At 37.7% G+C, this 25158-nt stretch carries 24 protein-coding genes, 1 pseudogene and 1 other annotated feature; of the genes and pseudogenes, 22 read left to right on the plus strand and 3 right to left on the minus strand.

Annotated features, from left to right (window positions below; translation table 11 throughout):
- The first annotated feature begins 291 nt into the window (after nt 1-291).
- From Q9306_RS02720 to yajC, 8 genes and pseudogenes are all read left to right on the plus strand, one after another.
- A complete protein-coding gene (locus Q9306_RS02720) occupies nt 292-999 on the plus strand; it encodes a YhcN/YlaJ family sporulation lipoprotein (protein WP_306195020.1) in 708 nt (235 codons plus the stop codon).
- Nucleotides 1000-1691: 692 nt separating this feature from the next.
- On the plus strand, nt 1692-2222 hold the full coding sequence (locus tag Q9306_RS02725; protein ID WP_306195022.1) for a BofC C-terminal domain-containing protein: 531 nt from the start codon (nt 1692-1694) through the stop codon (nt 2220-2222).
- Nucleotides 2223-2388: 166 nt separating this feature from the next.
- Nucleotides 2389-3006, plus strand: coding sequence for a Holliday junction DNA helicase RuvA (ruvA, locus tag Q9306_RS02730; RefSeq protein WP_306195024.1), 618 nt, complete (start codon nt 2389-2391; stop codon nt 3004-3006).
- Nucleotides 3007-3011: 5 nt separating this feature from the next.
- On the plus strand, nt 3012-4013 hold the full coding sequence (gene ruvB, locus Q9306_RS02735; protein ID WP_306195027.1) for a Holliday junction branch migration DNA helicase RuvB: 1002 nt from the start codon (nt 3012-3014) through the stop codon (nt 4011-4013).
- 218 nt (nt 4014-4231) lie between these two features.
- Nucleotides 4232-4360: pseudogene (locus Q9306_RS02745) on the plus strand (DUF2905 domain-containing protein); the annotation flags it as partial.
- A 19-nt stretch (nt 4361-4379) separates the two neighbouring features.
- Nucleotides 4380-5432 carry a tRNA preQ1(34) S-adenosylmethionine ribosyltransferase-isomerase QueA gene (gene queA / locus Q9306_RS02750; protein WP_306195029.1) on the plus strand — a complete coding sequence of 351 codons (1053 nt, stop codon included), beginning with the start codon at nt 4380-4382 and terminating at the stop codon, nt 5430-5432.
- A gap of 15 nt (nt 5433-5447) precedes the next feature.
- Complete coding sequence (gene tgt / locus Q9306_RS02755) at nt 5448-6587, plus strand: tRNA guanosine(34) transglycosylase Tgt (RefSeq protein ID WP_035434333.1); 1140 nt, start codon at nt 5448-5450, stop codon at nt 6585-6587.
- Between the two features lie 27 nt (nt 6588-6614).
- On the plus strand, nt 6615-6875 hold the full coding sequence (gene yajC, locus Q9306_RS02760) for a preprotein translocase subunit YajC (RefSeq protein ID WP_020060819.1): 261 nt from the start codon (nt 6615-6617) through the stop codon (nt 6873-6875).
- A gap of 149 nt (nt 6876-7024) precedes the next feature.
- On the opposite strand, the gene Q9306_RS02765 is transcribed toward yajC, so the two are convergent.
- On the minus strand, nt 7025-8077 hold the full coding sequence (locus tag Q9306_RS02765; protein WP_306195034.1) for a phosphatidylinositol-specific phospholipase C: 1053 nt from the start codon (nt 8075-8077) through the stop codon (nt 7025-7027).
- Between the two features lie 405 nt (nt 8078-8482).
- Complete coding sequence (locus Q9306_RS02770; RefSeq protein ID WP_306195036.1) at nt 8483-8869, minus strand: TIGR04086 family membrane protein; 387 nt, start codon at nt 8867-8869, stop codon at nt 8483-8485.
- Between the two features lie 114 nt (nt 8870-8983).
- On the opposite strand from Q9306_RS02770, the gene Q9306_RS02775 reads away from it, so the two are divergent.
- Entirely contained in the window at nt 8984-9640 is a 657-nt protein-coding gene (locus tag Q9306_RS02775) for a DUF421 domain-containing protein (protein ID WP_306195038.1), read from the plus strand.
- A 77-nt stretch (nt 9641-9717) separates the two neighbouring features.
- Nucleotides 9718-10203: a GNAT family N-acetyltransferase gene (locus Q9306_RS02780; protein ID WP_306195040.1), complete on the plus strand. Its 486-nt coding sequence runs from the start codon at nt 9718-9720 to the stop codon at nt 10201-10203.
- A 33-nt stretch (nt 10204-10236) separates the two neighbouring features.
- Here Q9306_RS02780 and spoVB read toward each other — a convergent pair whose 3' ends face one another.
- Complete coding sequence (gene spoVB, locus Q9306_RS02785; RefSeq protein WP_306195042.1) at nt 10237-11796, minus strand: stage V sporulation protein B; 1560 nt, start codon at nt 11794-11796, stop codon at nt 10237-10239.
- A 121-nt stretch (nt 11797-11917) separates the two neighbouring features.
- On the opposite strand from spoVB, the gene Q9306_RS02790 reads away from it, so the two are divergent.
- From Q9306_RS02790 to hisS, 12 genes are all read left to right on the plus strand, one after another.
- A complete protein-coding gene (locus tag Q9306_RS02790; RefSeq protein WP_306195044.1) occupies nt 11918-12202 on the plus strand; it encodes a post-transcriptional regulator in 285 nt (94 codons plus the stop codon).
- Nucleotides 12203-12483: 281 nt separating this feature from the next.
- Nucleotides 12484-14745 carry a protein translocase subunit SecDF gene (gene secDF, locus Q9306_RS02795; RefSeq protein WP_306195046.1) on the plus strand — a complete coding sequence of 754 codons (2262 nt, stop codon included), beginning with the start codon at nt 12484-12486 and terminating at the stop codon, nt 14743-14745.
- Between the two features lie 129 nt (nt 14746-14874).
- Nucleotides 14875-15768, plus strand: coding sequence for a cation diffusion facilitator family transporter (locus Q9306_RS02800; protein WP_306195048.1), 894 nt, complete (start codon nt 14875-14877; stop codon nt 15766-15768).
- 99 nt (nt 15769-15867) lie between these two features.
- Entirely contained in the window at nt 15868-18207 is a 2340-nt protein-coding gene (gene recJ, locus Q9306_RS02805; protein WP_306195051.1) for a single-stranded-DNA-specific exonuclease RecJ, read from the plus strand.
- 47 nt (nt 18208-18254) lie between these two features.
- Nucleotides 18255-18767, plus strand: coding sequence for an adenine phosphoribosyltransferase (locus Q9306_RS02810; RefSeq protein WP_306195053.1), 513 nt, complete (start codon nt 18255-18257; stop codon nt 18765-18767).
- Nucleotides 18768-18973: 206 nt separating this feature from the next.
- The gene (gene relA / locus Q9306_RS02815; RefSeq protein ID WP_306195055.1) at nt 18974-21154 is read left to right on the plus strand and encodes a GTP diphosphokinase; all 2181 of its coding nucleotides are present in this window, start codon (nt 18974-18976) and stop codon (nt 21152-21154) included.
- A 16-nt stretch (nt 21155-21170) separates the two neighbouring features.
- Nucleotides 21171-21611: a D-aminoacyl-tRNA deacylase gene (dtd, locus tag Q9306_RS02820; RefSeq protein ID WP_306195057.1), complete on the plus strand. Its 441-nt coding sequence runs from the start codon at nt 21171-21173 to the stop codon at nt 21609-21611.
- Between the two features lie 100 nt (nt 21612-21711).
- The gene (locus Q9306_RS02825) at nt 21712-22122 is read left to right on the plus strand and encodes a hypothetical protein (protein ID WP_306195059.1); all 411 of its coding nucleotides are present in this window, start codon (nt 21712-21714) and stop codon (nt 22120-22122) included.
- Between the two features lie 46 nt (nt 22123-22168).
- The gene (locus tag Q9306_RS02830; RefSeq protein WP_306195061.1) at nt 22169-22711 is read left to right on the plus strand and encodes a hypothetical protein; all 543 of its coding nucleotides are present in this window, start codon (nt 22169-22171) and stop codon (nt 22709-22711) included.
- 82 nt (nt 22712-22793) lie between these two features.
- Nucleotides 22794-23207, plus strand: coding sequence for a hypothetical protein (locus Q9306_RS02835; RefSeq protein ID WP_306195063.1), 414 nt, complete (start codon nt 22794-22796; stop codon nt 23205-23207).
- A gap of 132 nt (nt 23208-23339) precedes the next feature.
- Nucleotides 23340-23516, plus strand: a complete 177-nt coding sequence (locus Q9306_RS02840; RefSeq protein ID WP_306195065.1) for a hypothetical protein — start codon at nt 23340-23342, stop codon at nt 23514-23516.
- 68 nt (nt 23517-23584) lie between these two features.
- Nucleotides 23585-23814, plus strand: a binding site (T-box leader).
- Between the two features lie 67 nt (nt 23815-23881).
- Nucleotides 23882-25153, plus strand: a complete 1272-nt coding sequence (gene hisS / locus Q9306_RS02845; RefSeq protein ID WP_306195067.1) for a histidine--tRNA ligase — start codon at nt 23882-23884, stop codon at nt 25151-25153.
- Nucleotides 25154-25158 lie beyond the last annotated feature (5 nt).

Consider the following 25158-nt stretch of genomic DNA (forward strand, 5'->3'; position numbering starts at 1 on the left):
AATTATACATAAAGCATCAAGCGCAGGCTTTTGGAAGATCAAGCAGACGAAAATGAAATGGGTACAATATATAACACAATTGCCAAATGTTTAAAAATGGAGGGAGTTCCTGAAAAAAGATTGTCCTAGTATTGAGCGTTTTCGTGTCTGTTCAGAGCCTAAGTATCATTTAGCAGCAGCACCTCCGAACATTTAAGTAAAATACTTACAGTGTAAAAACCCTCTTTGTGACTCATGATAAGAGGGAGCTTTTCGAATGAAAAGTTCATTCTAACAGAGGGGGTTTTTGCATTGAACAAAAAAATTAAAATTATTGCTGCTTCTTTGTTAGTTACCAGTGCGTTAGCTGCATGTGGTACACCTAAAAATAAAAGCGCGATGGACCGTAATGCTACTTATAATTATGAGCACACATCGTATGAGAATGCTTATCCGTATAGAGATAATGTAGCGCAAACAGATCGTTACACAGATTATGTCACATACCGTAATGGTACGCGAACTGACCAGTATGGGAATGTAAAGTATACAAAAATTAATCAAGACATTCACAATCGTCGCGATAACGTTGGATACAATTATTATCGTGATGTAAACTATCATGGACAAATGACGAATCCATACCCAACTCGTAATGTTACGATGAACAATACCTATATGAACAATGATGGTAAAGTAGCTGAAGCAGTTACCAACCGAGTAAAAGGTATGGATAATGTAGATCGTGTTTCTACTGTTGTACGTGGTAACGATGTTGTCATTGCGGTCAAAACTCGCAACAACCCAGACGAAAAAGCGCTAGAAAATGATATTCGCAAAGCTGTTGCACCTCTTGTGAACAATCGTAATGTCTATGTAACAGCGAAAGCAGATATGTTTACTCGCGTTGATACAATGAGTACACAGCTACGCAATGGAACAATTACAAACGATTTAAATCGTGATGTAACAAATATGTTCCGAGACCTTCGTACGAATGTAACTAACGTAGTGCGATAATGGAAAGAAGGGGAGATGTTATTTCCCCTTCTTTTTACTTATATAGTGTATCGCTTTTTCTGTTAATAAATGAATATCTTCTATGCATGGCCTGATGCTCTTGCCCACTTAAAAAGAATGGTTTTATGTCGTTTTTAAAATTTGAATTTATATATTTTCTTCTTGCTTTCTCATCCTGTTAATGTTATATTAACAAAGCGATGAGCTAATTTACGTAAGACGAGAGATATGCTTAAGTGCTAAACACGCGGATGTGGCCGCCTGGTCTCTCGCCGTAAACGCATCAAGACGCCTGCATGACAGGCGTCTTTCTTATTATTATATAGAAAATTGTAGCGGAGTAGGCTAAAGAGCTTATTTCGCTTTTTTGTATTCTTAATCTTGTACACCTAATTCTTTATTTTTATATAAATTGCTGCTATGCAGAATAAAACATGCCCGCTACTTACTTTCTCCTTTTGTTTTAAACCTGGCACGTGGCAGAAAAAGGCCCTGACCGCTACTGTGCCCAGCCAGATGCTCTCGCCCACCTAAAAAGCAAGGGGTTTTTAGGTTGTTTTTTTAATTTATATAGTCAGTTAATGTTACTTTTCGAGATATCTAACTTCGAATCTTCTAAGGGGCATAAAACTTCTTTTTTCGGTCAAACTGTAAATAGAAACTTTTATTTTCCCTAAAAGAGGTGACAGCATATGAAGTTCATGATCGTTGCCATGCAGATTGTGCTAGCTGCGTTTTGTTTGTATCATGAATCGAGCGCGGTATCGGCAGAAAGTTCGGGTAATGAAGCCCAGCAGGAACCTCAAATTACAATCATGTTGCAGCGTATATATTTAGATGGGGAAGCGAGTCAGGAAATTTTTAGAGAAGAAGTTGTGAATTTAGAAAAGCTTTTCGAGCAATATAAAGATTGGCAACTCGTTGACCGAGATGATGTGCAAATTGTATTGCAACAGCATATTGATGATATTTCACCGTTATTAAAAACGAGTGGGTATTTCGGCGTTTCGAAAGAGGGAATTCTCCAAATTTTTAACGGTGTGCCAAAAGATGACAATGCCATTCATTCTTTCTTTCAAATTGATATGAAAAAGATGGAAAGTTATCAGCGTGAAGAGCTGAAGCGAGGAATTCGGGTAAAGTCAAAAGAGCGGTTTGTGAAAGTGATGAAAGATATGGAGCAATATTCTATGAGAAATGGAAACAGCCGTAGCGTACGATAGCTGCGGCTTGTTTCCTATTTTTGTTTTGTTAAAATCATTTTTCGGGAGCATCCTGTCAATATGAAAATGAAAAATAGGATAGAGAACATTTGTTGGGTGAATCTCGCATTTCTATCATTATTTATGTTAAAATGGAATACATGATTTGAGAGGGAGAGATACAATTTTGTTTGAATATATTACAGGTTATGTGGAATATGTAGGACCGGAGTATATCGTACTTGATCATAACGGAATTGGTTATCAAATTTTCACGCCAAATCCGTATGTATTCCAAAGAAGTAAACAAGAACTTCGTGTATATACATATCATTATGTAAGAGAAGATATTATGGCCCTTTACGGATTTAAAACGCGTGAAGAGCGTTTACTATTTACAAAACTTTTAGGTGTATCGGGGATTGGGCCAAAGGGAGCGCTTGCGATTTTAGCTTCAGGTCAAACGGGGCAGGTTGTACAAGCGATTGAACATGAGGATGAAAAATTCTTAGTGAAGTTCCCAGGTGTCGGAAAGAAAACAGCACGTCAAATGATTTTGGACTTAAAAGGGAAATTGGCAGATGTTGTGCCAGATGCTTTTGTTGACTTATTTTCAGGTGCAGATCGCTTCGATGAGAAGAAAGGAACATCTGCCGAGCTTGATGAAGCGTTGGAAGCACTTAGAGCACTTGGATATGCAGAGCGAGAAGTATCTCGCGTCGTGCCAGAACTTTTAAAAGAATCGCTTACGACGGATCAATATATTAAAAAGGCACTTAGTCTTTTACTAAACGGTAAGAGGTGAGTAGAATGGATGAACGTCTCGTTTCAGGAGAATCCGCGTATGAAGATGCGGATTTAGAATATTCGTTAAGACCACAAACGCTCCGTCAATATATTGGCCAAGATAAAGCAAAGCATAATTTAGAAGTATTTATTGAAGCGGCGAAAATGCGTGAGGAAACGTTAGATCACGTATTATTATACGGACCACCAGGACTTGGGAAAACGACATTAGCAAACATTATTGCGAATGAAATGGGCGTAAATATTCGTACGACGTCAGGGCCAGCAATTGAACGACCAGGTGATTTAGCAGCCGTTTTAACGGCGCTTCAGCCAGGTGATGTTTTATTCATTGATGAAATTCACCGTTTACATCGTTCAATTGAAGAAGTATTATATCCGGCGATGGAAGATTTTTGTCTTGATATAGTTATCGGAAAGGGCCCGTCAGCACGTTCAGTTCGGCTTGATCTACCTCCGTTTACGCTAATCGGGGCAACAACGCGTGCGGGAGCGTTATCTGCACCACTTCGAGATCGCTTCGGTGTATTGTCTCGTTTAGAATATTACACAGTTGACCAGTTATCAGCTATTGTAGAACGTACTGCAGAAGTGTTTGAGGTTGAAATTGACTCCTTAGCTGCTTTAGAAATTGCAAGGCGTGCCCGCGGTACGCCTCGTATTGCGAATCGTTTATTGCGTCGTGTACGTGATTTTGCGCAAGTTCGAGGCGATGGAACAATTGCGATAGAGATTACGCAAATGGCTCTCGAACTACTACAAGTAGATAAGCTCGGACTCGATCATATTGACCATAAGTTGTTACTAGGTATTATTGAAAAATTCCGCGGCGGTCCAGTTGGATTAGAGACGGTTTCCGCGACAATAGGAGAAGAATCACACACAATTGAAGATGTGTATGAGCCGTATTTATTGCAAATTGGCTTCCTGCAAAGAACGCCAAGGGGTCGCATTGTTACACCGCTCGTATATGAACATTTCGGATTGGAGCTGCCGCAAGCATGACGGATATGCCGAGGCTGCTCATTACAGCGGGTATTCTTTTCATTGTTGTTGGATTAGCATGGAAGTTTGTCCCTCATTAACGGGCAATAATCCCCCACATCAAGATTTGGAGAGAAGTGAAGAAGATAGGTGGGGGATAACTGCCCGTAAAAGCCCGATTGGTTCAACTAACCCTCAGTGGGAAAGAAGAAAACCACCACTGAGGGAAGTTTCACTGTATAGGTAGACTTCCGGGCGATATTTTTGTGAAAAAAGGAAACGTTACCTTTTATTTTCCCATCATTACGTGTATTGTGATAAGTATTGTATTATCTTTTATTATGTACGTTATAAATCGATTTAAATAGAAATAGGTGAACATAAGTTATGGATATTAATCTGTTTGATTTTCATTTACCAGAAGAACTCATTGCGCAAGTACCGCTTGAAGATCGTGAAACATCAAGATTAATGGTGCTCGATCGTGAAACGGGTAAGATTCAGCATAAGCATTTTACTGATATTCTTTCTTATTTACATGAGGGCGATTGCTTAGTTTTAAATGAAACGAAAGTAATGCCCGCTCGTTTGCACGGTGTAAAAGAAGATACAGGGGCTCATATTGAAGTGCTTTTATTAAAGCAAGAAGATGGGGATACTTGGGAGACACTTGTTAAACCGGCGAAACGTGTGAAAGAAGGAACGGTAATTTCTTTTGGTGAGGGAAAACTAAAAGCAACATGTGTCGGAACTGGTGATCAAGGCGGACGTCATTTAGAATTTTCTTATGACGGCATTTTCTATGAGATTTTAGATGAGCTTGGAGAAATGCCACTTCCTCCGTATATTAAAGAAACGCTTGAAGACCGCGATCGTTATCAGACGGTATTTGCGCGTGAAGTTGGTTCAGCGGCAGCGCCAACAGCAGGGCTTCATTTTACAGAAGAACTGTTAGCAGAACTGAAGAAGAAAGGCATCCATTTAGCGTTTATTACGCTTCATGTTGGTCTTGGTACATTTAGACCGGTTTCTGCAGATACAATTGAAGAACACCATATGCATGCGGAATATTACCATATGTCAACGGAAACGGCAGACCTTCTTAATCGTGTGAAGCAAGAAGGTGGTCGTATTATTACTGTTGGAACAACATCAACGCGTACACTTGAAACGATTGCAACAGACAATAATGGCAAGATTTGCGCTGCTTCTGGCTGGACTGATATTTTTATGTATCCAGGATATGAATTTAAAGCGATTGATGGTTTAATTACAAATTTCCATTTGCCAAAATCAACATTAATTATGCTTGTGAGTGCATTTGCAGGAAGAGAAAATGTTCTTCATGCGTACAATGAAGCGGTGAAAGAAAAATATCGTTTCTTTAGCTTCGGTGATGCGATGTTTGTTGCATCTCACTCTCAAGTAGAGAAGAAATAAAAAAGGAGTAAAGATATGACAGCAATACGTTATGAATTAATTAAAACATGTAAACAAACGGGCGCACGTTTAGGGCGTGTTCATACACCGCACGGCTCATTTGAAACGCCAATCTTTATGCCAGTTGGAACTCTTGCGACGGTAAAAACAATGTCACCTGAAGAGCTAAAAGCAATGGATGCAGGTATTATTTTAAGTAATACGTATCATTTATGGCTTCGTCCTGGTCATGAAATTGTACGCGAGGCAGGCGGCTTACATAAATTTATGAACTGGGATCGTTCGATTTTAACAGATTCTGGCGGTTTCCAAGTGTTTAGTTTAAGTGACTTCCGCCGCATTGAAGAGGAAGGCGTTCATTTCCGTAATCACTTAAACGGGGATAAATTATTCTTATCACCAGAAAAGGCAATGGAAATTCAAAATGCACTTGGTTCTGATATTATGATGGCGTTTGATGAGTGTCCACCGTTTCCAGCAACATTTGAGTATATGAAAAAATCCGTAGAGCGTACGAGCCGTTGGGCTGAGCGTTGCTTAAAAGCGCACCAGCGTCCAGAAGATCAAGGTTTATTTGGTATTGTACAAGGCGGAGAGTTTGAAGAACTTCGTCGTCAAAGTGCACGCGACCTTGTTTCAATGGACTTCCCAGGTTATGCAGTGGGTGGATTATCTGTTGGAGAACCGAAGGATATTATGAACCGTGTGCTTGAATTTACAACACCGCTTCTTCCTGATAACAAGCCGCGTTATTTAATGGGCGTTGGATCACCAGATTCGTTAATTGACGGTGCAATCCGCGGTATTGATATGTTTGACTGTGTACTTCCAACTCGTATTGCACGAAACGGTACGTGTATGACAAGTGAAGGCCGTTTAGTTGTTAAAAATGCAAAGTTTGCGAAAGACTTTGGTCCGCTTGATCCGAATTGTGATTGTTATACATGTAAAAACTATTCACGTGCGTACATTCGTCACTTAATGAAATGTGATGAAACATTCGGAATTCGTTTAACGTCTTACCACAACCTGCATTTTCTGTTAAAATTAATGGAGCAGGTGAGACAAGCCATTCGTGAAGACCGTCTTGGAGATTTCCGTGAGGAGTTCTTTGAACAATATGGCTTTAATAAACCGAATGCTAAAAACTTCTAATACATAATAATTAAGGAGGAATAAAAGATGAATCCAGGTATGATGAATATTGTCATGATCGTTGCGATGTTTGCGATTTTCTACTTCTTACTAATTCGTCCGCAACAAAAACGTCAAAAGGCTGTAGCGCAAATGCAAAGCGAACTGACAAAAGGCGATGCAATCGTAACAATTGGCGGCTTACACGGTACAATTGAATCTGTAACTGATACAACAATCGTGATTAAATCTGGTGGTTCACACCTTACATTTGATCGCAGTGCGATTCGTGAAGTTGTGAAAAACTAATGCAAAAGACGCCCTAAAAGTATTACTTTTAGGGCGCCTTTTTTTAATAAAATGAAGTATTGTTAAATCAATAAATAATAACGAGAAAATATAATTTGATTTGATTTCTCTGGTGGATTCTAACTTGTGAAATGCAGTTGAGATGTTTTTTAGTTTATCTTCTTATTACAATTAATTACATTCTCAATTAAACCTTTACCAGGAAAATCAGCAGCAATAATTCCTGTATATGCTGGTTTGTTATTCGCTATATAATCAGTCGTTAAAACGTTTGTTCCTTCAAACGAAATGGTACAAATTCCTAAAAAACAACCTGTTCTAGGAAAGTCTGGATATGAACTATTCCAACCAGGAGTAGTAAGGCCGGTAGCAAGGCGAGGTGCAGATGTTCCAGGGCTGCTATGTCCACTTGCTACAAAGTATGGGAATGAACCACCGCTACCGCTTAAATAATTTATAGATTTATATTCATCCCTCCATTGATAATGCTGACTTGCATCTTTCAAGTGTTCTTTTACAGATTCCCATTTCGCATATAGATCCCAGTTTGTAGACAGAGAATATTTATCTTGTTTATAAAATTCGTAAGCATAACTAATACCAATATTCGATCCACCAACATCGCGAAGAATGACAATTTTACCTCTCATTTCTTTGAGTTTTGGATTAGTTATTGTGCCGTCTTGACTATCCCAAAAGAATCCAGGGTATTGATCCATATATCTGCGAAGTGTGTTATTAAATACATCATTCGATTCGGAACTATATTCTTGTTTCACTCGCATTAAAATCGTTTCACTTGGGTTTTCTTTTAAGAATGTAGTAACCTCGTTTAGGACGTCATCAAACATTGCATTCAAATAATAAGGACCATGATGAATTGCAAAAGCTTCATCCGTATATTTACAACGAATGTCTAAAAAACGAATTCCAGAATTTAATTGCGTTTTTAATGACATAGATTGTGTATGGACTATATCGGCTGGAGCGCTCCATGAAGTACTATAAGCCATGGAATCATGTGTACCTGGAATTGATAATTGACTTAATTTTGTATTACCGTTAATGCTCTTCATCCAATTTGGATTTTCATATCCTATTGTAGAATCATGAGAATAACCAGGGTGTTCATGAGCAAATGCTGACGAAGAAAAAGTGAACATAAACAGTAAAACGATCATGCAACTAAAGATTTTTTTCAAGTTGCTTTCCTCCTTGTATAGTAGTAAAAGTTTTGTGATAGAATGTCTAGTTGATTCAGAGTGCTGAAGAAGGATAGAAGTATCGTTCAGTTTTAATTCCCTGCTTATTTAGGATGCATAAAGACTTGTGGAATTGATTTCTGGGAATAAACGATTTTTAATTTTTCTACCGAATCTGCTGCTGCTGAATTTTGTTACATTTTTCACACTCTTAATTGTATAGTTAAAAGAATTAATCTCAATATATAAATAAAATAATTCAATATGCAATTATGCATATTGAAGAGAGGTTATGTAATGTTCTTGATAAGTTTTTCAATTTTTATTTATGTGCAGATAAATAAAAATTGAAAAGCTGTCCCTAAAAGATCATTATTTCGTAATCTTTTTGGACAGCTTCCCTGTTTAATATGTTGTTCGCTTACCGATATTGACCCCAAGTATGCCCCCGATTGTACTGGCCGCAATAATGACAAGTTGATAGAGAAGCTGTACGTTTGATAACGCCGATGAAAAACCTAAATAATTGACAAGAAATACGAGAATAGCAAATACGACTCCAGTGGATCCGCCGACAAACCACCCTTTACCTTGTGCTTTTACTCCAGCAACAAATCCAGCAATTACTGTCGACACAATGGCAAGGACAAGAAGTGCGATAGATAAAGTCCCTTCATTTATGTTTGTAAATTTTAATAATAAAGCAATGATGATACTTGCTAGGCAAGCGAAAATAAGTAAGGTAACGATGCCGAATCCAACTGCAATTGATAACTTTTTCGTTCCATCCATAGAGCATCTCTCCTTTCTAATACAAGCATATTTCCTCTTTTGCTAAGTTAGACTAGTTTCTTTTTGTGCGGGGAAACTAATGTATAGAAATTGCAATGAGAAAGGAAAGGGAAGATGGAACTACTTCAAATTGTCTTTCGAACAATTCTTTTATACAGCGTGATGCTAATTATTTTTCGGCTGATGGGAAAACGCGAAATTGGTGAATTAAGTGTTTTAGACTTAGTTGTGTTTATTATGCTTGGTGAAATGGCGGTAATTGCAATTGAAAATATGGATAAGGCAATTTGGCATCAACTCGTTCCGATGGTGCTTATTATGGTCATTCAAATTGTGTTATCCTTTGTCTCCCTAAAAAATCAGCGCATTCGTCACATATTAGAAGGAGAGCCGGCTATTATCGTACGTGAGGGGAAAATTGATGAAAAGCAAATGCGTAAACAACGTTACAACATGGATGATTTACTTATGCAATTACGTGAACAAAGTATCGGTGATATACGCGATGTCGAGTATGCAATTTTAGAGCCATCGGGAAGATTATCAGTATTTGAAAAACAAAAAAGTAAGAAAAGTAAAAATGACACACCGTTATTTTCAATTCCGCTTATTATTGATGGAGAAATTCAGAAAAAACATTTATACATGATGGAGCATACCGATATTTGGCTGGAGGATAAGCTGAAGAAATTAGGATATAAGGATGTTGAAAATATTTCATATTGCAGTTTTCAAAACGGTCAGTTTTTTGTGGATTTAAAAGATGAGTAAAGACATACTCCAAACAGGACTTCATGAAACTATGTCGAATATAAAGGGGCAAAGAAGTCTAATTTGGAGTGAATGGTATGGGAGTCACACTAGAAAAAGCTACGATTTCTGACGCGGACTTGATTTATGCGATGCAAGTAGAGACATTTCTGCCGTTATTGGAAACATATCAAGATTATAATACGAATCCGGCAAATGAGAATCTTGATAGAGTCATTACGAGAATTCAAAATCCGAACGGTGGATTTTATAAAATCATGTCCAATAAGAGTGTTATTGGTGCTATAAGTGTAGTTTGGAAAGAAAAGACAACTGAATTTTGGATTAGTCCAATGTTCATTCTTCCGAAGTATCAAGGAAGGGGAATTGCTCAGAAAGTAATATTGTTATTAGAAGGGATGTATCCGCAAGCAACAAGTTGGGAATTAGCCACAATTTTAGAGGAAAAACGGAATTGTTATCTGTATGAAAAAATGGGTTTTGTACAGACTGGTGTTACGAAACGATTGAATGATTGTACAACGCTTGTCTATTACAAAAAGCCATTGCAGCTTATGAAATAAAAATAGCTATCGAAATCATTTCGATAGCTATTTTTATTTTAAAAAAGAAAATTTACGAAGAATAGGGATTCTTAGTAATTCTTCTTTTCGAATAATGCGAAAAAGGATTAATAGAAATACATATAGTATTGAAGTGGATAGGACTTCCCATAATGTTTGCATGCCAAGTGAAGGAGAGAAGATCATGTGTTTATGTATGTAATAACCTACGCCTCCAGCGATGACAATGGCAAGTAAACCGTATATATAATCTTTTATGTAAATAGTAAATGTAATTCTTTTTAAGACAGTTGCATAGTGAAGTAAAGTAACCGTAACAATATTGGCTGCAATTGCAAGAGCAACGCCCATCATTTGAAACTGTGGTTGCGAGGCCAAGACGAAAATAACAAGTAATTTCACGATTGCTCCGATAAATGTATTCATCATGGCAGCTCGTGCTAAATTTAGAGCTTGTAATACGGACGTAAGTGGTCCTTGAAAATAGTGAAATAAAAAGCAAGGTGCAAGCACTTGAATGAAAAGAGTCGCACTATCAGAACCGTACATAAGCGTTAAAATAGGCGAAGCAAATACATATAAGATGACGACAGACCAGCCGCCTGTAATAAGAGAGATGCGCAGTGCTTGCTGTAATCTATGCTCTACTAAACGGCGCTGTTTTTTTGCATTTGCCTCACTAATAGAGGGGACAAGTGCCGTGGAAAGAGCATATGTAATAAACGCTGGTAGAGACAAAAGTGGAAAGGCATATCCATTTAATATGCCGTATTGTTGCGTTGCGATAGAAGCTGCAACTCCGGCGATTGCTAAACTTTGCATAACAACGATTGGTTCGAAAAAATAAGAAATAGATCCAATTAAGCGACTTCCTGTTGTAGGAAGGGCAATATCCATTAAAGAATAAAAGGTATTTTTACTATCTTTTACTGTACTTATAAAATGGGAACGAATGGACAGGTGTTTTTCTCTTTGAAATAACGTTAATAGAAATAATAGAGAAGCGATTTCGCCAAGTACAGCTGAGAGCATCGCACCGGCTGCGGCGTATTCCACTCCATATGGTAAGAAAAAACGAATGCATACAGCAATAATCGTAATGCGAACGGCTTGCTCTAGCACTTGGGCATAGGCACTCGGTTTCATGTTTTGTCTTCCTTGGAAGTAACCGCGAAGCACAGAGGAAACGGCAATGACAGGTACAACTGGTAAAATCGCGATTAATGGATAGTAAGTTCGTTTATCGGTTAATAATGTTTCTGCTAGTAAAGGAGCAAGAAGCATAATTCCGATTGTTAATAGAATACTAATGACTGAGGTAATGGCTAATGAAACGGTTAATATTTTTTTCACTTGTTGTTTATCGTGTGTAGCTTCTGCTTCAGCAATCAGTTTGGCGATGGCAACTGGAAGGCCGATTTGAGTAATGGTAATAGCTAATATAAATGTTGGAACAGCCATCATATATAGTCCAACACCTTCTTCGCCTAAAATGCGCGCCATCACAATGCGGTTAATAAAGCCTAATATTTTTGTAATAAACCCAGCGAACATTAAAATAAAAGCACCTCGTAAAAAGGTTTGTTTCGTCATCGTTTTCTCCTACCTTCTCAAAATCAATGGAATGATTTACAATAATTTATATGCATGAATAAGATAAGCATGACAAGCTTTTGAAATGAGAAACGTGAGGGCAGAGGGAGATGAGCTAGAAATGGCTGAGAAAGAGGCATTAGTAGAAGCGTATCGAGAACAATTACAAATCGTTTTGGACAGTAAGGTAGAAGAGTTTCAAATGCTCGGCTATGATCGTGTTACACTAGAAGATGTATGGAAATGTTTAAAGGACAAAAAGTGGAAAAAAGTAGGGCCAAATGTCAGATTGTATGAGCTTGTAAATGATGTGTTAACGTTAACAGCTAGCGATTATATGACATATTTAACGCTGAAGGCGTATCAAGCACCACTTTGGTCGTTTGAAGAATATGAAAATAAATAATAAGGTTGTAATTGGTTTGTTCTTCCTCTTGCAGTATAATAATGAGTATTGATAAAGTGAGACTTTAATCAGTGGGGGTTTTTCTTCATCCCCCCACTGATTATCAGCCCTCACCAATCGGGCTTTTACGGGCAGTTTATCTCCCACCGAACATTCTAGCCACTGAAGCTAGACAATGCTTTCGCCGAATTTTGAGGTGGGAGTATTACTGCCTACAAATAGCGGGATAAAGAGGTAATTTTGGAACAAGCGCTTTTGTTCAAAGGAGGAACAAGAAACATATGGCAAAGCGAAGCAGCAGAATCGTTGCCTTTTTCCTTATTGTGTTATTAATTGGAGGAATTATTGGGGCAACGACAAAAAACATTACAAAAGGAATTAACCTCGGACTTGATCTTCGAGGCGGCTTTGAAATTTTATATGAAGTAAAGCCAGCGAAAAAAGGAGATAAAGTCACCAAGGATACACTTGTGAGTACGGTTGGTGCACTTGAAAAACGTGTAAACGTTCTTGGTGTAAGCGAACCGAACATCCAAATTGAAGGAAATGATCGCATTCGTGTGCAGCTTGCCGGCATCAAAGATCAACAGCAAGCGCGAGATGTATTATCAACTCAAGCGAAATTAACGTTTCGTGATGTAAATGATAACATCCTTATGGACGGTGCGGACTTAGCAACGAACGGTGCTAAGCAAACGTTCGATGAGCAAGGTCGACCAAGTGTTAGCTTAAAGTTAAAGAGTGCTGATAAATTCCGTCAAGTGACGGAGAAAGTATTAAGCATGAAGCCAAACAATTTAATGGTAATTTGGCTTGACTTTGAAGAAGGAAAAGATTCTTACAAAGCAGAAGCAGCAAAACCAAAACCGAAATATTTATCAGCAGCTACTGTGAGTCAAGTATTTAACCAAGCGGAAGTATCTATTGTTGGTGGGAACTTTACAGTAGAGAGCGCAAAACAACTTTCAGAGTTGTTAAATGCCGGAGCACTTCCTGTTGATTTAAAAGAAGTATACTCTACTTCTGTTGGAGCGAAATTTGGTGAGCAAGCACTGCAAAAAACAATTTTTGCTAGTGCAATCGGTATAGCGCTTATTTTCTTATTTATGCTTGTGTTCTATCGTCTACCTGGTCTTGTAGCGGTAATTATGCTTGGTTTATATATTTACATAACGTTACTTGTATTTAATTGGATGCACGCGGTTCTCACATTACCGGGTATAGCGGCGCTCGTGCTCGGAGTCGGAATTGCGGTTGATGCAAACGTAATTACATATGAAAGGCTGAAAGAAGAACTGCGCATCGGAAAATCGATGTTATCGGCATATCGTGCAGGTAATCAGCGTTCGTTATCAACCATTTTAGATGCGAATATTACAACACTTGCGGCAGCGGCTGTCTTATTTGCATATGGTAATAGCTCTGTTAAAGGATTTGCGACAAGTTTAATTGTAAGTATTCTTGTCGGCTTCATTACAAATGTATACGGTACACGTTTCTTACTTGGCTTACTTGTTAAGAGTCGTTACTTTGATAAAAAATATGCTTACTTTGGTGTAAAACCGAAGGAAGTTATTCCGTTATCAAAAGGTGTAGAACATGCACCAACAAGATTTGACCGTATTAACTTTGTTAGTATCGGACATAAATTCTTCTGGTTCTCTGTTGTTGTCATGATTGCAGGGACAATCATTTTACCAATTTTCAAATTGAATCTTGGTATTGATTTTGCAAGTGGTACGCGCATGGATATTAAAACAAATCAAGCGGTAACCGTATCACAAGTACAAAAAGAATTGCATGATTTGAAAATAGATGTGAAGTCAGAAGATATCGTACCAACAGGTAACGATAATAAAGGATTTGCTGTTCGTACAATTGGTGTACTATCAAAAGATGATATTTCGAAAGTAAAAACAGTCTTCCACGATAAATATGGTACAGAGCCAAACGTAAGTACAGTTTCTCCGACAATCGGGAAAGAAATTGCACGAAATGCGTTTATTGCGGTGCTGATTGCGTCAGTTGTTATCATTTTATATGTGAGCATTCGTTTCCGCTTTACATATGCATTATCAGCAGTATTAGCACTTTTGCACGACGCATTCTTCATTGTCGTTGCATTCAGCTTACTTCATCTAGAAGTTGATCTAACGTTTATTGCAGCGGTGTTAACAATTATCGGTTATTCTATTAACGATTCGATCGTTACGTTTGACCGAAATCGTGAGTTATACAAACAGAAACAAAAAATTCGCACGTTAAGTGATTTAGAAGAGATTGTGAATGCGAGTATTCGCCAAACAATCGGTCGTTCTATTAATACGGTTATGACAGTATTACTGCCTGTTATTACATTATTAATTTTCGGCAGTGAGTCACTGCGTAACTTCTCAATTGCATTATTTGTCGGTTTAGTTGTTGGTACTTACTCTTCTGTTTTCGTGGCATCTCAAATTTGGTTGATGCTTGAAAACCGCCGTTTGAAAAAAGGAAAAGGTCAGAAGAAGGTAGAAGTAAAGACATCTGAACCGCAAGTATAAGAAAAAACACTTGAATTTAAATGAAAAGAGATGCCTCTTTGCAGGCATTTCTTTTTTTGTTCTGGGATAGAATAGAGTAAAGGTTAGTGCGTGATCAAGTGTACGTTGATGAAAGAAAGGGTTTCGATTATGGAAAAAGATGAACGTTTTAAACAAGCGGAATTTGGAGCAATTATTGGAATTGTCGGCAATATTGTGCTTGCGATTGTCAAAGCTGTCATTGGATATATAGGAAATAGTAAAGCGCTTATGGCGGATGCAGTTCATTCTGGTTCGGATGTTATCGGCTCATTAGCAGTCTTTTTTGGACTGCGTGCAGCAAAGCAACCGCCTGATGAGGATCATCCATATGGGCACGGGAAAGCAGAATCTATTTCTGCAATTATTGTAGCTGTTCTTCTGTTTATTGTCGGAATTGAAATTGTTGTTTCTTCTGTTAAAGCTTTTACAGAAGTACTCGAGCCTCCGCGCTGGATTACTGTAATTGCGGTACTTCTTTCGATTGTTGTGAAAGAAGGAATGTTCCGTTATAAATATCAGTTAGGTAAAAGGATAAATAGTGATGCTATTATTGCAAACGCATACGAGCATCGTTCGGATGTATTTTCATCAATTGCGGCTTTAATTGGTATTGGGGCAGCAATTATAGGGAATCAATTGGGGATAGAATGGCTTGTATATGCCGATCCGGTTGCCGGTTTATTTGTATCTTTACTCGTTATAAAAATGGCATGGGATATCGGAAAAGAAGCGATTCATACAACACTGGATCATGTACTTCATGAGGAAGATGTTATTCCGATGAGAGAAGCGGTTATGCAAGTGGAAGGAATTAAGAAAATAGGTTCGCTATATGCAAGAGAGCATGGACATTATGTCATCGTTGATATTAAAGTGTCCGTTAATCCATACATTACGGTAGAAGAAGGGCATCGCATTGGTAAACGCGTGAAAGAGGTACTCATGCAGCAAGATCATGTACAAAATGTTTTCGTTCATATTAATCCATATTCTCCTAATTAATATAGGAGAGTACCACTTGAAAGAGTCAAATTGGTTAATCAAACCTCATTGTCACCCCTTAGTCTGTCTTGTATAATAAACAGGTTAAGGGGTGATTTCGTGTTACAACCGAAGACGCGTTGGAAAGAAAAGGATAATAATGAGGAGCATGTAGAACAATTGGCAAATAAACTTCAATTGTCATCTCTTGTTACTTCGTTATTAGTAAATAGAGGTTTAGATACAGAAGAAAAGATTGTGGATTTTTTAAATACAGAGGAGCAAGAATTTCACGATCCTTTTTTACTTGAAGGAATGGATCGTACTGTAGAACGCATTCGCCAAGCGATTCAAAACGGTGAACAAATTTTAATTTTCGGTGACTATGATGCGGACGGTGTTAGTAGTACAACCGTTTTATTTTTAGCATTACAAGAACTCGGAGCGGATGTAGAGTTTTATATTCCGAACCGATTTACAGAAGGATATGGACCGAATGAAGAGGCGTTTCGCTGGGCGCATCGCGCTGGTTTCTCACTTATTATTACGGTTGATACAGGGATTGCTGCTGTTCATGAGGCGCAGGTTGCGAAGGAGCTTGGCATTGATCTAATTATTACTGATCACCACGAGCCGCCGCCAGAAATGCCGGAAGCTTTGGCTATCATTCATCCGAAGTTAGAAGGTGGTATATATCCATTTCACTATTTAGCAGGTGTTGGTGTCGCGTTTAAAGTTGCTCATGCTTTGCTTGGCAGCGTACCAGAACATTTATTAGAAATTGCCGTTATTGGTACAGTAGCCGATTTAGTGCCTCTTTATGGTGAAAACCGTCTGCTTGTGCAGCGTGGATTGAAAAAAATGCGGACAACGCAGCGAATAGGTTTACAAGCGCTGTTTAAAGTTGCAAATATTTCGCAAGGTGAAATTACAGAAGAAAGTGTTGGATTTGCAATCGGACCACGCATTAATGCGGTTGGGCGATTAGAAGATGCTGCTCCGGCTGTTCATTTACTATTATCAGAAGACGTTGAAGAGGCAAAAGAACTCGCGCAAGAAATTGATGAACTAAACAAATTACGAAAAGACATTGTAAAGCAAATTACAGAAGAAGCGATTGCAGAAGTAGAAGCGCATTATCCACCAGAAGAGAATACAGTATTAGTTTTAGCAAAAGAAGGATGGAATCCTGGTGTAATTGGGATTGTTGCTTCGAAGCTCGTAGATCGTTATTATCGACCGACAATTGTCTTAAGTATTGATCCTGAAAAAGGCACAGCAAAAGGTTCAGCTCGTAGTATTGAAGGTTTTGATTTATACGCGAATTTATCAGATTGCCGTGATATTTTACCGCATTTTGGCGGACATCCAATGGCGGCTGGTATGACTCTTAGTATGGAGGATGTCGATGAACTGCGTCGCCGCTTAAATGAGCAAGCTGCTGCATTGTTATCAGATGAAGATTTTATTCCAGTTACTATGGTAGATGTTGTGTGTAAAGTGGAAGATGTCACACTTGCAGCGATAGAAGAAATGCAAAAGATTGCTCCGTTCGGTGTTGGAAATCCGAAGCCGCGCATTGCTGTGAAAGATGCAAGTTTAGAAAGTATTCGTGCCATTGGTTCCGATGGCTCACATTTGAAAATGACACTTCGTGATGGACAAGCAACATTAGATAGCATTGGCTTTGGTTTTGGGGCATTGGCAAAAGAAATTTCTCCTGTAGCGCAAGTATCGATTGTCGGAGAAGCTTCCATTAATGAATGGAATAATTTCCGTAAACCACAAATTATGGTTCAAGACATTGCTGTAGAAGCTTGGCAATTATTTGATTGGCGCAGCATGCGTAATGTAGAAACGAATTTAGCGGATCTTTCGCGTGATAAACTGACAATCGTGTATTTCAAGGAAGAAGCACTGCAAAAGTTTTCCTTAGAAGCATATAAAGATTATGCAATGCATGCGAAAGATGTGACAACATTAGAAGATCGCTACGCTGTTATTCTTGATTTACCAGATGCGACAGAAGATTTAAAGCACATATGTGAAAAAGGATTTCCGGCCCGCATTTATACTGTATTTTATCAAGAAAACAATCATTTATTTAGTACGGTTCCAACGAGAGAACACTTTAAATGGTACTTTTCATTTTTGCATCAAAAAGCACCATTTTCACTTCGTCAATACGGAGAGCAGCTTTGCCGTCATAAAGGCTGGTCAAAAGATACAGTAAATTTCATGACACAGGTGTTTTTTGAGTTAGAATTTGTTACAATAAAAGACGGTGTCATTTTTATGGCAGAAGAAATGAAAAAGCGTGATTTAACCGAATCAAACACGTATCGTGAGAAAATAAACCAATTACAATTAGAAAAGGAACTGGTTTATAGCACATATCAGCAGTTATATGCATGGTTTGAAACGATTCGTAATCATAAAGAAGTAGAACAGTTAGGATAAAGGGCTTGTATTTACAACTCTTTTAAATTCGAGGAGGATTCATAAATATGGATTTCAAGCAACATATTGCAATCGTACCAGATTATCCGAAAGAAGGTATTGTCTTTAAAGACATCACACCTTTAATGAACGATGGAAAGGCATATAAAGCAGCAACAGATGCAATCGTTGCGTATGCAAAAGAAAGAAATATTGACCTTGTAGTAGGACCAGAAGCACGTGGTTTTATTATTGGGTGTCCAGTTTCTTATGCATTAGAAGTTGGCTTTGCACCAGTTCGTAAATTAGGTAAATTACCACGCGAAGTAATCAAAGTAGATTACGGTAAAGAGTATGGTAAAGATGTGTTAACAATTCATAAAGATGCAATCAAACCAGGTCAACGCGTATTAATTACAGATGACTTATTAGCGACAGGTGGAACGATTGAAGCAACAATTAAGCTAGTTGAAGAACTTGGCGGTGTTGTTGCAGGTATCGCATTTTTAGTAGAGCTTACTTACTTAGATGGCCGTAAAATGTTAGATGGCTATGATGTATTAGTGTTAGAACAATATTAATTGTAAACAGGTCAACATGCGGAGTACCCGTGAATCTCTTTGAGAGGATCGGGTATTTTTATATATGCATCGAAAAAAAGTAAAGTGAAATGTCTGTAAAATCTTTTCCTTTTCACAATTCACAATCATTACGTTATAATGGTAAGATAAAAATTATTCTAATTGGCAAGGAAAGAGATTATGAATCTTTAATAAAAGGTGATTAGATGGCGAATGAACAAGTACTAACAGCTGAGCAGGTACTGGAGAAAGCAGGGCAATATTTACACGATGAGGATATAGATCTTGTTGCGCGCGCATATGAATTTGCACGTGCGGCACATAGTGAGCAATACCGAAAATCAGGTGAACCATATATTATCCATCCTATTCAAGTAGCAGGAATTTTAGTGGACTTACACATGGATCCGTCTACTGTATCAGCGGGTTTTTTACATGATGTAGTAGAAGATACAGATGTAACATTAGAAGACATTGAACGTGAATTTACAAAAGAGATTGCGATGCTTGTTGATGGTGTAACGAAGCTAGGGAAAATTAAATACAAATCTCATGAACAGCAGCAGGCGGAAAATCATCGAAAAATGTTTATCGCAATGGCGCAAGATATCCGGGTTATTTTAATTAAGCTTGCAGACCGACTCCACAATATGCGAACATTGAAACATTTACCACAAGAGAAACAGCGCCGCATTGCAAATGAAACTTTAGAAATTTTTGCACCATTAGCACACAGACTTGGAATTAATACGATTAAATGGGAATTAGAAGATACAGCACTTCGTTATTTAAATCCACAGCAATATTACCGTATTGTCAACTTAATGAAACGTAAGCGTGCAGAACGTGAAGAATATTTAGATGAAGTGATGACGGGAATTCGTGACAAATTAAAAGAAGTTGCGATTCAAACGGAGATTTCTGGTCGTCCAAAGCATATTTATAGCATTTATCGAAAAATGGCGTTGCAAAATAAACAATTCAATGAAATTTACGATTTGTTAGCTGTTCGTGTTGTCGTAAATAGCATCAAAGATTGTTATGCCGTTCTAGGTATTATTCATACGTGCTGGAAGCCGATGCCAGGACGTTTTAAAGATTACATCGCAATGCCAAAAGCGAACTTATATCAATCACTGCATACGACTGTAATTGGACCAAAAGGCGATCCGCTTGAAGTGCAAATTCGTACGAAAGAAATGCATGAAATTGCCGAATATGGAATTGCGGCCCACTGGGCATATAAAGAAGGAAAAACGGCTGAAACAACAGGTACACTTGAGAAAAAATTAACATGGTTCCGTCAAATTTTAGAATGGCAAAACGAAGCTTCGAATGCAGAAGAATTTATGGAATCATTAAAAATTGATTTATTCTCTGATATGGTGTTTGTCTTTACACCAAAAGGAGATGTCATGGAATTACCGCTTGGCTCTGTACCAATAGACTTTGCTTACCGCGTTCACTCTGAAATCGGGAATAAAACGATTGGTGCAAAAGTAAACAGTAAAATGGTCACTTTAGATTATAAGTTAAAAACAGGTGACATCATTGAAATTTTAACATCTAAACATTCATACGGTCCGAGTCAGGACTGGGTGAAATTAGCGCAAACATCGCATGCGAAAAATAAAATTCGTCAATTTTTCAAAAAGCAGCGCCGTGATGAAAATATTGAAAAAGGCCGCGAGCTTGTTGAAAAAGAGGTGCGAGGCCTTGAGTATGAGATGAAAGAAGTATTAGCACCTGATAACTTAAAACGCGTCGCTGAGAAATTTAATTTTGCAAACGAAGAAGATATGTTTGCGGCTGTTGGATATAACGGAATTACTGCATCGCAAATTGTGACGCGCTTAACAGATAAATTCCGTAAGCAACGTGAAGAAGATTTAACAGAAGTAAAAGAAGTTCGCAAACCAATGAAAATTCGTAAATGGGATTCTGGTGTGAAAGTTAGCGGTGCAGATAATTTACTTATCCGTTTATCAAAGTGCTGTAATCCGGTTCCAGGCGATGATATCATTGGCTATATTACAAAAGGCCGTGGTGTATCGATTCACCGTACAGACTGTGTAAATGTTCATACAGAAGAAGCACAGGAAAGACTATTAGAAGTAGAGTGGGAAGGCAGTCCAGAAAAAGAAATTGAATACAATGTTGATATTGAAATTTCAGGATATGATCGCCGCGGTTTACTAAATGAAGTACTGCAAGCTGTAACAGAAACGAAAACATACATTTCAGCTGTTTCAGGAAGAAGCGATCGCAACAAAATGGCGACAATTCATATGTCTATTTCCATTCGTAACTTACAGCATTTGAAAAAAGTTGTCGAACGCATTAAACGGGTTCCAGAAATTTATGCGGTGCGCCGCATGATGCATTAATAAGGAGTGAAGAGAAATGAGAGTTGTCTTACAACGATCAAAAGAAGCATCTGTAACAGTAAAAGGTGAAGTTGTAGGGCAGATTCCTTTCGGTTTAACACTTTTAGTTGGAATCACCCATGAAGATACAGAAAAAGATGCAACGTATATCGCTGAAAAAATTGCAAACTTACGCATTTTTGAAGACGAAAACGAAAAAATGAATCATTCTGTATTAGAAGTTGGTGGACAAGTTCTTTCCATTTCTCAGTTCACGTTATACGGAGATTGCCGAAAAGGAAGAAGACCAAACTTTATGGATGCAGCAAAACCTGACTATGCAGAGCGCCTGTACGATTTCTTTAACGAAGAACTTCGCAAACAAGGACTGCACGTAGAAACAGGACAGTTCGGCGCAATGATGGACGTTCAGCTTATTAATGATGGTCCAGTAACATTGATTGTAGAGAGTAAATAATGATGGTGGAAGAGAGGGGGTGTGTTCTCCTCTCTTTTTTGATTTGTTTAAAACATATGCAAAATTGGTCTATTGTATAATGAAAAGGGGGAGTGATGTGATGAATAGAGAATATGAAAAGTTAATCGTAAAAAATTTCTTTAATTCAAAAGTACAAGAGAGAATTATGTACGAATTATCTTCAGTAAAAAAGCGAAAGAAAGCTTTAGGGCGTTTTGCTCATCACTATGAGTCCATATTGAATCCCACATATATTGAGAAAATCCCCAAAAATTTAATTCATGTTGAAGGTATTGCGAAACTTTTGAAAGAATATGGTGCAGGAGATTGTTGTTATGTCATTTCATTCATTGAGGAAATAGATGGTACGTTCATGCAATTAGAATTTGCAATAGAAGAAGTAATTTGGTGTGGTTTACCTTGTTTCGTTTCATGTATACCTGAAAAATTGGTGTATTTTCAGAGTGAACAAGGATTTGGACCACCAGAAAGATATATTTTACGGAAATAAGTTATAAAGTTTGGGAGTGAAAAAAAGAAGGGAATGTAATGATATCATGCAGAGTATCTATGATTATTTTGATGAATTACAAAATAATATTTTTAATTTACAACCAAAAGACATTGAATTGAAATATTTTGAGATTTGTAAGCAGCTATCAGGTGTAGCGTTTGTACAAGACATATACGAATTGAATATGAATGAGTATGAAGAAGGGTTAGAGGATAGCTTTAAAGCGGCATTGCGATATTTACATGATGATGAAATAAAAGCAATTTATTTTGAGTATGATATGGATAATAATTGGGCTAGCGAATTTTATCTATGTAAAGATTATAATGAGCTTTCAGAAGAGGATGATGACTGGGCTTGTGATTGGGATGTACATATAGAAGGACCGAGCCTTAGTAGATTTGCTCAAATGTATCAAATGAAAGGTGGATTTCATAATCAACAAGAATCGATAGGTATAACATTACTGTTGATTGTTAGAACGATTGTTTCATTCTTTAACGTAGTAAAAAAATATAATATATTTATTCCTATTTGCATAGCGTATCATGATCAATATCCTATTATGAGAACCGAAAAAGACTAGTTTTTAGTCCGAGTAAAAATAAGGAGTAATATTTCCATTCATTATCGTTAAGGATTAAATTATATAGAAGGTGCTCGATATTATGCAGTATTCATACAAGGAATTTTCGCCGAATTTACTAGCACAGATTAAGGAGATAGAACAATCTTTAAAAGAACCTATTGCATTATTGTTAAAAAAATATAAACCCGTGTTCGCAGAAAAAAATATAGATTTTGATGCAGGATTTGAAATAGAGGGAGAAAATCATTTTACTCCTGGATACAATTCTGCTGTTGTTATGGCAATATTGGAAGAAAATGAGTTACTTGATGTATATATAGTGACAATTTGGAAATGTGAACGGACGTGGCTTGGTTTACCTGTTTCTAAGAATATACCTGGATGCAGAATTACGGGAGAGTTGATGGAGGAATCAGTAGAAGAAATTTTATTAGAGCTAACAGAACATATTGAAGAAATATGGATAGATGATGCGCTAGAAGGTAAGTTGTAGTATGTGTGTAGTGCGATTGTTAGGCGAAAAGGACTATTTCAGATGATTCCTCTTAGTAACAACGTATAACCCTTACATCAATATGGAACACTATTCATTAGAATTCCACTATTGAATGTGAGGGATATACGTATGCGTATGAATGAAAAGGGAAACTCTGCTACAAATGGAGCAAACCAATTATTTAATGTGAATTTTCATGAGTTTGTTTCAAAAGAACAGCAAAATACATCGCTAGAACTTGCTTCTGAATTTGGGATTTCTTTAAAAGATGTGAAAACTTTAAAGAAGCACCTCGGACGTTCTTGAGAATCTTGACAATAATTGTGAATAACCGTATAGTAGTAAACAAATTCATTTTTTACAGTTACATATGGTATAAACCGATGATAGAGAAGAGTAGATAAGAGACACATGAAAAGAGAGGAAATGTCTAAGGCTGAAAACATTTCTGCATGATGACTGATCGAATGACACTCTGTAGGTTTCGTCTTGAACAGCATAGTGCTTAGTAGAGGTCGAACGCAATTTAAGCGTTATTAAAAAAGTGGAAGCATACGTGCTTCAATTAGGGTGGTACCACGGGTATTATACTCTCGTCCCTACTGTACAATCAGTAGAGGCGGGAGTTTTTTTATTTTTATTACTATTGAGAAAATGAGGAGGAACTGAATATGTCTATTCAAATCCCACGCGGAACGCAAGATATCCTTCCTGGTACTGTGGAACTATGGCAGTATATTGAAGGGCAAGCACGTGAAATTTGTCGTCGTTACAACTATAAAGAAATTCGTACACCAATTTTTGAGCATACTGAATTATTTTTACGCGGTGTTGGAGATACGACAGATATCGTCCAAAAAGAAATGTACACATTCGAAGATCGCGGAGAGCGCAGCTTAACACTTCGTCCAGAAGGAACAGCTCCAGTTGTACGTTCTTATGTAGAAAATAAAATGTTCGGTGATGCGACGCAGCCGACAAAATTATATTATATCGGGCAGATGTTCCGTTATGAAAGACCACAAGCAGGACGTTATCGTCAATTTGTTCAATTTGGTATTGAAGCGATTGGCAGTAATGACCCAGCAATTGATGCAGAAGTAATTGCGCTTGCAGTGGAGTTTTATCGCGGCATGGGCTTAAAAAATATTAAAGTTGTGTTAAATAGCTTAGGTGATGCAGCGAGCCGTAAAGCGCACCGTGATGCATTAATTGCACACTTTGAGCCGCGCATCGGTGAGTTTTGTTCAGATTGCCAATCTCGTTTAGAGAAAAATCCACTTCGTATTTTAGATTGTAAAAAAGATCGCAATCATGAACTAATGAGCACAGCGCCATCTATTACAGAATACTTAAACGAAGAATCAAGCGCGTACTATGAAAAAGTACAAGAATTATTAACAATGATGGGTATTCCATTTGAGAAAGATCCAAACCTTGTGCGTGGTTTAGATTATTATCAGCACACTGTATTTGAAATTATGAGCGAGGCAGAAGGTTTTGGTGCTATTACAACGTTGAGCGGCGGCGGTCGTTACAACGGGCTTGTACAAGAAATTGGTGGACCAGAAATGCCTGGTATTGGTTTTGCGATGAGTATCGAACGTTTAATTATGGCGCTGAAGGCTGAGAATATTGAATTACCAATCGCTCATCACATTGATTGTTATGTTGTAGCGCTTGGTGAAAAAGCAAAAGATCATGCTGCAAAAATTGTCTTTGACCTTCGTAAGGCTGGATTAGCAGTTGAGAAAGATTACTTAGATCGTAAAATGAAGGCACAGTTTAAATCAGCGGATCGTCTAAGTGCAAAATATGTAGCTGTATTAGGTGATGATGAATTAGAAAAAGGCATTATCAACTTAAAAGATATGACAACGGGCGAACAAGAAGAAGTTGCGTTAGATGTATTTGCTTCTTACGTAGCAGAAAAGTCACTATAGGGGGA

Origin of the sequence: Bacillus multifaciens, assembly GCF_030756675.1 — a bacterium.
Taxonomy (GTDB): domain Bacteria; phylum Bacillota; class Bacilli; order Bacillales; family Bacillaceae_G; genus Bacillus_A; species Bacillus_A multifaciens.

Bases quoted from the DNA above. Each gene is read 5' to 3' on its own strand.
- Q9306_RS02725 (WP_306195022.1), top strand. From the start codon at position 1,692: ATGAAGTTCATGATCGTTGCCATGCAGATTGTGCTAGCTGCGTTTTGT.
- ruvB (WP_306195027.1), top strand. From the start codon at position 3,012: ATGGATGAACGTCTCGTTTCAGGAGAATCCGCGTATGAAGATGCGGAT.
- queA (WP_306195029.1), top strand. From the start codon at position 4,380: ATGGATATTAATCTGTTTGATTTTCATTTACCAGAAGAACTCATTGCG.
- tgt (WP_035434333.1), top strand. From the start codon at position 5,448: ATGACAGCAATACGTTATGAATTAATTAAAACATGTAAACAAACGGGC.
- yajC (WP_020060819.1), top strand. From the start codon at position 6,615: ATGAATCCAGGTATGATGAATATTGTCATGATCGTTGCGATGTTTGCG.
- Q9306_RS02770 (WP_306195036.1), bottom strand. From the start codon at position 8,869: ATGGATGGAACGAAAAAGTTATCAATTGCAGTTGGATTCGGCATCGTT.
- Q9306_RS02775 (WP_306195038.1), top strand. From the start codon at position 8,984: ATGGAACTACTTCAAATTGTCTTTCGAACAATTCTTTTATACAGCGTG.
- Q9306_RS02780 (WP_306195040.1), top strand. From the start codon at position 9,718: ATGGGAGTCACACTAGAAAAAGCTACGATTTCTGACGCGGACTTGATT.
- spoVB (WP_306195042.1), bottom strand. From the start codon at position 11,796: ATGACGAAACAAACCTTTTTACGAGGTGCTTTTATTTTAATGTTCGCT.
- Q9306_RS02790 (WP_306195044.1), top strand. From the start codon at position 11,918: ATGGCTGAGAAAGAGGCATTAGTAGAAGCGTATCGAGAACAATTACAA.
- secDF (WP_306195046.1), top strand. From the start codon at position 12,484: ATGGCAAAGCGAAGCAGCAGAATCGTTGCCTTTTTCCTTATTGTGTTA.
- Q9306_RS02800 (WP_306195048.1), top strand. From the start codon at position 14,875: ATGGAAAAAGATGAACGTTTTAAACAAGCGGAATTTGGAGCAATTATT.
- Q9306_RS02810 (WP_306195053.1), top strand. From the start codon at position 18,255: ATGGATTTCAAGCAACATATTGCAATCGTACCAGATTATCCGAAAGAA.
- relA (WP_306195055.1), top strand. From the start codon at position 18,974: ATGGCGAATGAACAAGTACTAACAGCTGAGCAGGTACTGGAGAAAGCA.
- dtd (WP_306195057.1), top strand. From the start codon at position 21,171: ATGAGAGTTGTCTTACAACGATCAAAAGAAGCATCTGTAACAGTAAAA.
- Q9306_RS02825 (WP_306195059.1), top strand. From the start codon at position 21,712: ATGAATAGAGAATATGAAAAGTTAATCGTAAAAAATTTCTTTAATTCA.
- Q9306_RS02830 (WP_306195061.1), top strand. From the start codon at position 22,169: ATGCAGAGTATCTATGATTATTTTGATGAATTACAAAATAATATTTTT.
- Q9306_RS02835 (WP_306195063.1), top strand. From the start codon at position 22,794: ATGCAGTATTCATACAAGGAATTTTCGCCGAATTTACTAGCACAGATT.
- Q9306_RS02840 (WP_306195065.1), top strand. From the start codon at position 23,340: ATGCGTATGAATGAAAAGGGAAACTCTGCTACAAATGGAGCAAACCAA.
- hisS (WP_306195067.1), top strand. From the start codon at position 23,882: ATGTCTATTCAAATCCCACGCGGAACGCAAGATATCCTTCCTGGTACT.